The organism is Virgibacillus sp. GM2-2 (assembly GCF_055329585.1).
Map to the genome: position 1 here is coordinate 1 of NZ_JBUZWC010000091.1, position 266 is coordinate 266.

Consider the following 266-nt stretch of genomic DNA (forward strand, 5'->3'; position numbering starts at 1 on the left):
GCTCGACGCCACATCCGGCAAGCGGCGAATCCTCATGCAGGACGGCGCGGGAAGCGCGGTTCTGATGGATTCGGAAAAAGGTGATATTTACATCGCGTCGGCCAAAGACCTGTCACTTCTCGCCGGTGAGAATCTTTACATCGGCTGCAAGAGCAACCGCGAGGAAACAGTCGGAGGCAACCACAATGTGTCGGTCATGGGAAGCGGCGACTGGGATGTGGCCGGCGCATTGAAACTGGCGAAGTCTTCCGGCGATGTGAATATCG

At 57.5% G+C, this 266-nt stretch carries 1 protein-coding gene; it reads left to right on the forward strand.

Features of this window, described 5'->3' with window-relative positions:
• Positions 1-266: hypothetical protein (locus ACY9Z2_RS19095; RefSeq protein ID WP_463611258.1), on the forward strand; the 266-nt coding region annotated here is incomplete at both ends.